Annotated in this window: 7 protein-coding genes; 6 read left to right on the top strand and 1 reads right to left on the bottom strand. The window is 62.6% G+C overall.

Annotation, left to right across the window (positions count from 1 at the left end; genetic code table 11):
- Positions 1–502 (top strand): aspartate-semialdehyde dehydrogenase (locus tag VMR03_RS18130; protein ID WP_325407728.1); only part of this gene is annotated, 502 nt, incomplete at its 5' end.
- 172 nt (positions 503–674) lie between these two features.
- Positions 675–2,819 (top strand): ammonium transporter, encoded by a 2,145-nt coding sequence (gene amt, locus VMR03_RS18135; protein ID WP_325407730.1) that lies wholly within the window; start codon positions 675–677, stop codon positions 2,817–2,819.
- Here the strand turns inward: amt and pdxY are convergent.
- Positions 2,816–3,664 carry a pyridoxal kinase gene (gene pdxY, locus VMR03_RS18140; protein ID WP_325407732.1) on the bottom strand — a complete coding sequence of 283 codons (849 nt, stop codon included), beginning with the start codon at positions 3,662–3,664 and terminating at the stop codon, positions 2,816–2,818. The genes amt and pdxY overlap by 4 nt on opposite strands.
- Before the next feature lie 115 nt (positions 3,665–3,779).
- On the opposite strand from pdxY, the gene VMR03_RS18145 reads away from it, so the two are divergent.
- The 4 genes from VMR03_RS18145 to VMR03_RS18160 form a co-directional block, all read left to right on the top strand.
- Complete coding sequence (locus VMR03_RS18145; RefSeq protein WP_325407734.1) at positions 3,780–4,676, top strand: CoA ester lyase; 897 nt, start codon at positions 3,780–3,782, stop codon at positions 4,674–4,676.
- 11 nt (positions 4,677–4,687) lie between these two features.
- Positions 4,688–4,843, top strand: coding sequence for a hypothetical protein (locus tag VMR03_RS18150; protein WP_325407736.1), 156 nt, complete (start codon positions 4,688–4,690; stop codon positions 4,841–4,843).
- 8 nt (positions 4,844–4,851) lie between these two features.
- Complete coding sequence (locus VMR03_RS18155; protein WP_325407738.1) at positions 4,852–5,901, top strand: MaoC family dehydratase; 1,050 nt, start codon at positions 4,852–4,854, stop codon at positions 5,899–5,901.
- Positions 5,902–5,965: 64 nt separating this feature from the next.
- Positions 5,966–6,363, top strand: a 398-nt coding sequence (locus VMR03_RS18160) for a PAS domain-containing protein (RefSeq protein ID WP_325407740.1), incomplete at its 3' end; no start/stop codon positions are given.

Below are 6,363 nucleotides of genomic sequence, written 5' to 3' on the forward strand. Positions count from 1 at the left end.
GCGGGCGATCTATGTCAACGATCCGGTCGAGAAGCACAAGTTCACCAAGCAGATCGCCTTCAACGTCATTCCCCATATCGACGTCTTCATGGAGGATGGCTACACGAAGGAAGAATGGAAGATGGTGGTCGAGACCAAGAAGATTCTCGATCCGAAGATCAAGGTCACGGCGACCTGCGTGCGCGTGCCGGTTTTCGTCGGCCATTCCGAGGCGATCAACATCGAATTCGAGAATCCGATTTCGGATGAAGAGGCGCGCGAAATCCTGCGCGAGGCGCCGGGTTGCCTCGTCGTCGACAAGCGCGAGGATGGTGGATATGTCACGCCGCTCGAATGCGTCGGCGACTACGCGACCTATATCAGTCGCATCCGCACCGATCCGACCGTCGACAACGGTCTCGCAATCTGGGTTGTCTCCGACAATCTCCGTAAGGGCGCGGCGCTCAACGCGGTTCAGATTGCGGAAATTCTCGGTTCGCGCTTTTTGAAGAAAGCCGCCTGATTAGGCAAATTGACTAATTGTGGTGCAAAAGAGCCCCGGCTGTTCCGTCAGCCGGGGCTTTTATTCGATACGGGTATCAGGCATCGGATCTCAAGCACTCCGTGTTGGGAGTAATCTTAACTTTTGCGACGCACCATCCAAAAACGGCAATTGTAGTTGGGGACCGAAGGTGGTGAGTGGGGCCGCACATTCCGTCGATACGCTCTGGGTGTTGATCTGCACCGTTCTGGTTCTTCTGATGCAGGCCGGCTTTGCCTGTCTTGAATCCGGAATGGTGCGGGCAAAGAATTCCATCAACGTCGCGGTGAAGAACGTCATCGATTTTTGCATCGCCGGCCTCGGCTTCTGGGCGCTCGGCTTCGCGTTGATGTTCGGCGCGAGCCAGTCGGGCCTGATCGGCATGTCCGGCTTTGCGTTTCGCGGAGAGGCGAGCGATGGCGCGGTCTGGGCGACCGTCTTCTTCTTCTTTCAGCTCGCCTTCTGCTCGACATCGACGACAATCGTCTCTGGCGCGGTTGCCGAGCGCATGAGCTTCCGCGGCTACATCATCACGGCGGCCGTACTCTCCACATTGATCTATCCGGTCTTCGGGCACTGGGCCTGGGGCGGGCTGCTCAACGGCGAGGCGGCGGGCTGGCTCGAAAGGCTCGGCTTCATCGACTTCGCCGGCTCGACGGTGGTGCACAGCGTGGGCGGCTGGATCTCGCTCGCGGCGATCCTCGTGATGGGACCGCGCATCGGGCGCTTCGGGCCGGGGGGAGGCCATATCGAAGGCCATGACATGCCGATGGCGGCGCTCGGCATGTTCCTGCTCTGGATCGGCTGGTTCGGCTTCAACGGCGGTTCGACGCTGGCGCTCAACGACACGGTGCCTTTCGTTCTCGTGCATACGATGCTCGCGGCGGCGGCCGGCGGCTTTGCGGTCACCATGCTCAGCTGGATGCGAACGGGCCTTCCCGATGCCGGGGGTACGCTCAACGGCATTCTCGCCGGCCTCGTCGCGATTACGGCCAATTGCCACATCGTCAATATGCCGGCGGCCGTCTTCATCGGCGCGATGGGCGGCATGATCTGCTACGGGACGTCGCTATTGCTCGCGCATCTGGAAATCGACGATGCCGTCGATGCGGTGCCGGTCCATCTCGCGGCCGGCATCTGGGGGACGCTGGCGGTGGCGCTTTTCGGCGATGCCAATCTCTTTGCCTCAGGTCACGACAGGCTGACGCAACTCGGTGTACAGGCGCTTGGAGTTGCGGCGGCCGGCATTTTCGCCTTCGGATCGGCCTATCTGATTCTCAGCGTCATCAATCGTTTTCTGCCGTTGCGGGTGTCGCAGGAAGATGAGCATATCGGTCTCAATGTTGCGGAGCATGGCGCGTCGACGGCGCTGCTCGACGTTCTGGGGGCGATGGAGGCGCAGGCCAAGCTCGGCGACTTCTCGAAGCCCGTTCCGGTCGAACCTTTCACCGAGGCCGGCGAAATCGCCAAGCGCTACAATCTGGTGCTGAAGAAATTCAATCGCGAGGTCGATGCGCGCGAACGCACCGCGAAAGAGCTGCGCGAGGCGCGCGATGCGGCCGAGCTCGCCAACGCCTCGAAGTCGCAGTTTCTGGCCAATATGAGCCACGAACTCCGGACGCCGCTCAATGCGATCATCGGCTTTTCCGAAGTCATCAACATGCAGCTTTTCGGGCCGGTCGAGAACGAACGCTACAGGGATTACATCGGCGACATCCACAAGTCGTCGAGCCATCTCCTCAGTCTCATCAACGACATTCTCGACCTTTCCAAGATTGAGGCGAACCGCTACGACCTCTATGAGGAAGAACTCGATCTCTCCGAAGTGCTGGCGGGTTGCGAGCGGATGATGCGGCACCGTGCGGAGGATGCGGGCCTCGATTTCGCGGTCTCGATCGCGCCTGGCTTGCCGCTGCTCGTCGCCGACAAGCGTGCGCTGCGCCAGATGATCCTGAATCTCGTTTCGAACGCCGTGAAGTTCACGCCTTCGGGCGGGCGGATCGATCTCTCCGCCGCGCTCGAACCGGATAATCGTCTCGCGCTCAGCGTCCGCGACACGGGCGTCGGCATCGCCGCCGCCGATATTCCACTGGCACTCGAACCGTTCCGACAGATCGCCTCGGACAGTGCCGTCTATTCTGCCGAAGGCACCGGCCTCGGTCTGCCGCTGACGCGGGCACTCGCGCGCATGCACGGCGCGACACTGGCGATCGAGTCGGAACGTGGACGCGGCACGGCCATCACCATCCGCATGCCCCATACGCGCGTCGTGATGCCGGCGCGGGCGCTCGCGAGCTAGCTGTTGATGATCTCGATATTCGGCAGCAGGCCCGGATCCCAGATCATGCCCTGATCGCGGGCGAGGGCGAGTTCGGCGCGGCCGGCCTCGACGCTCGATTTGACGAGGGCCGCCGCCGATGCCGCGGCGCGGGCCAGCGCCTGCGGCATGGCGACACCGGTGAGCAGACGCGCGAGAAAAACCGCAGCAAAGAGATCGCCGGTGCCCTTCGGAACGGCGTCGCCATTCGCGGGCATGTGCCGAGCGGTTTCCGCGCGATAGCCACGCTTGGCCTCCACCGCGAGACAGGAGATGCGCCGCTCCGGCGCGGGCGCCGAGGTGATCGCGACGATCTTCGGCCCAAGCGTTCGGGCGAGCGGAATGGCGGTCCGAGCGTCGGCGGGCGCCTCGCCCACCAGACGGGAGAACTCGAACCAGTTGGGGGTTATGATGTCCGCCTGCCGCACGAGTTCGGCCTGGGCCGCCTCGATGTCAGGGCTCACATAGGCGCCGGTTTCATCGCCAATGATCGGATCGCACAGATAAAGGGCATCGGGGTTGGCCGCCTTCACGCGCTCGACCGCGTCGGCGACGGCGTCCGCCTGACGCGCCTCGGCGAGATAGCCCGAAATCACCGCGTCGCAGCGTTTCAGCCAGCCGCGCTCGTCCAGCGCGCGGACGAGGCTCGCGATCAACTCTGCGTCGAGAGGGCCGCCTTCGACCTTGCCGTAGCCCGGATGATGGGCGAGGAGCACCGTCGGCACCTCCCAGACCTCATGGCCGAGCCGCTCCATCGCAAAGGCCGCCGCCGAATTGCCGACCGCGCCATAGATGACCTGGCTCGAGATGGAAAGGATCGTCGCCATTCCTGCTCCTCATGACCCGAGCCCCCCGGCTCCCCTGAAACCGCTTCACAGTTCCGCCCAAGGTTTATAGTGTCCGCTTCGCTCTCGCGAGAGGGTTTAGACGCTGGAGAGATCAATGACCGATGTGACCGCCCGCCCACGCCGCAGCGTGCTCTACATGCCCGGATCCAATGCCCGGGCAATGGAGAAGGCACGCGAGATTCCCGCCGATGCGCTGATCCTCGATCTGGAGGATGCCGTAGCGCCGGACGCGAAGGAAGAGGCGCGCGCGCAAGTGGTTCATGCGGTCACACAGGGCGGTTATGGCAAACGCGAAATCGTCATTCGTGTGAACGGCCTCGACACGCCCTGGGGCATCGACGACATCAAGGCCGCGGTTGCCGCGAAACCCGACGCGATCCTCGTGCCGAAGATCAATTCGGCGGAGGACGTGGCGCGCGCCGAGACGGCGCTCATGCAGGCCGGCGCCGATCCGAAACTCCGGCTCTGGTGCATGATCGAGACGCCGCTCGCGATCCTCAACATCCAGTCGATCGCGGCGAAAGCGCAGGAGCCGCACTCGCGCATGTCGGTCTGGGTGATGGGCACCAACGATATCGCAAAGGAACTCCGCGCCGCGCATACCGCCGACCGCATTCCGATGCTGACGTCTTTGGGCCTTTCCATTATCGCGGCGCGCGCCTATGGCATCGTCGCGCTGGACGGCGTCTATAACGATATCAAGAACGAAGAGGGCTTCGCCGCCATATGCGAACAAGGCCGCGACATGGGCTTCGACGGCAAGACGCTGATCCATCCCTCGCAGGTCGCCCCCTGCAACACGATCTTCTCGCCCGATCCCGACACGGTTGCCTTCGCGCGCAAGACCATCGAGGCTTTCGAATTGCCCGAGAACAAGGGCAAGGGTGTGCTCAAGGTCGATGGCCGCATGGTCGAAATTCTCCATGCCGAAATCGCGAAACGCACCGTCGCCATCGCCGATGCCATCGCGGAGCTCGAGGCGGCGTCCTGAGAGGAGGTCTCATGACCTATGGAAACATGGCCGCCGGGATCGCGGTCGGCACAGGGATCGGCGCCGTCTTCGGTGTCGTGCTGGAGGATATGGGAACCGGTATCGGCTTCGGGATCGGTATCGGACTTGCCCTCGGAATCGCCCTCGACGGTATGCGCAAGGATTGAGAGCTGGAATGACAAAGACCAATGCCGGAAACTTCTTCGAGGACTTCAAGGTCGGGCAGGTGCTTACCCACGCGACGCCGCGCACCGTGAGCGAGGGCGACCGGGCGCTCTATCAGGCGCTGTTCGGATCGCGCTTTTCGCTCCAGTCGTCGGACGAGGTGGGGCGGAAGGCCGGTTATCCGCAATCGCCCATCGACGATCTTCTCGCCTTCCATATCGTCTTCGGCAAGACGGTGCCCGATGTCTCGCTCAATGCGGTCGCCAATCTCGGCTATGCCGATTGCCGCTTCCATCGGCCGGTCTTTCCGGGCGATACGCTCTCGACCATTTCGAAGGTCATCGGCCTCAAGGAGAATTCCGACGGTGCGACCGGCGTCGTCTATGTGCGCTCGACCGGCCGCAACCAGAAGGACGAGATCGTCATCGATTACGTGCGCTGGGTGATGGTGCGCAAGCGCGACAAGACTTCGCCCGCGCCGCAAACCGAGGTGCCCACTCTCGGCGCCGTCGTCGATCCGAAGAGCCTCTTTGCGCCCCTGGGCGTGAGCTTCAAAGGCTTCGATACCGTCGCCTCCGGCTCGCCGCATCTCTGGGACGATTATGAGGTGGGCGAGAAGATCGATCATGTCGACGGCGTGACGATCGAAGAAGCCGAGCACATGATGGCGACGCGCCTCTACCAGAACACGGCCAAGGTGCATTTCAATCAGTTCACGGAAGGTCAGGGCCGGTTCGGCCGCCGCCTCATCTATGGCGGGCATGTGATTTCGCTCGCCCGCGCGCTCAGCTTCAACGGGCTCGGCAATGCGATGCTGGTCGCCGCGATCAACGGCGGGCGGCATGTCGCCCCCTGTTTCGCGGGCAATACGATTTTTGCCTGGTCGGAAGTGCTCGACAAGGCGTCGCTCGAAGGCCGCGATGATGTTGGCGCGCTACGGCTTCGCACCATTGCAACGAAAGATCTGCCTTGCGCGAATTTCCCTGGTGCACTCGAAAAGGGCTATGCCGAGGGCGTCATTCTCGATCTCGATTACTGGGTGCTGATGCCGCGTCGGTGACGTTTTCATTTTTCGTTTAGGAACGGGCCCTAGGATCGGGTGGATTTCATGCGGATGGGCGCCCATGTTCTTTTCGGCCTTCAGAAAGACAGTCGACAAGCCGGATAACTCCATCATGCGCTCGGAAGAAAGCATCGCTTTCGAGGAAGCCTGGGAAGGGGCCCGCGCCGGCGCCGACATTCCCGATCGCAGCGGAATCGATCTCAAGCGCTTTGCCAGATTCGCGCGGTGGCTCGCGATCATCGAGCCCGATCGGCATGGCCCGTCCCTGCCGCTGCGACTTGTCGGTTCGGGCTTTTTCGATTTTTTCAAAGCCGATCTGACGGGGCTCGACTACCTCGATCTCGTCGATCCGGCGATCAAGACGCTCGCCTATGACAGCGTCATCGCCTGTCTGGAGCAGCCCTGCGGTCTCTGGCAAAGTACGCCGGCCCAGATCGCCGATGGCGGCACGATGCCTTA

It is taken from the genome of Parvibaculum sp., assembly GCF_035511255.1.
Classification (GTDB): domain Bacteria; phylum Pseudomonadota; class Alphaproteobacteria; order Parvibaculales; family Parvibaculaceae; genus Parvibaculum.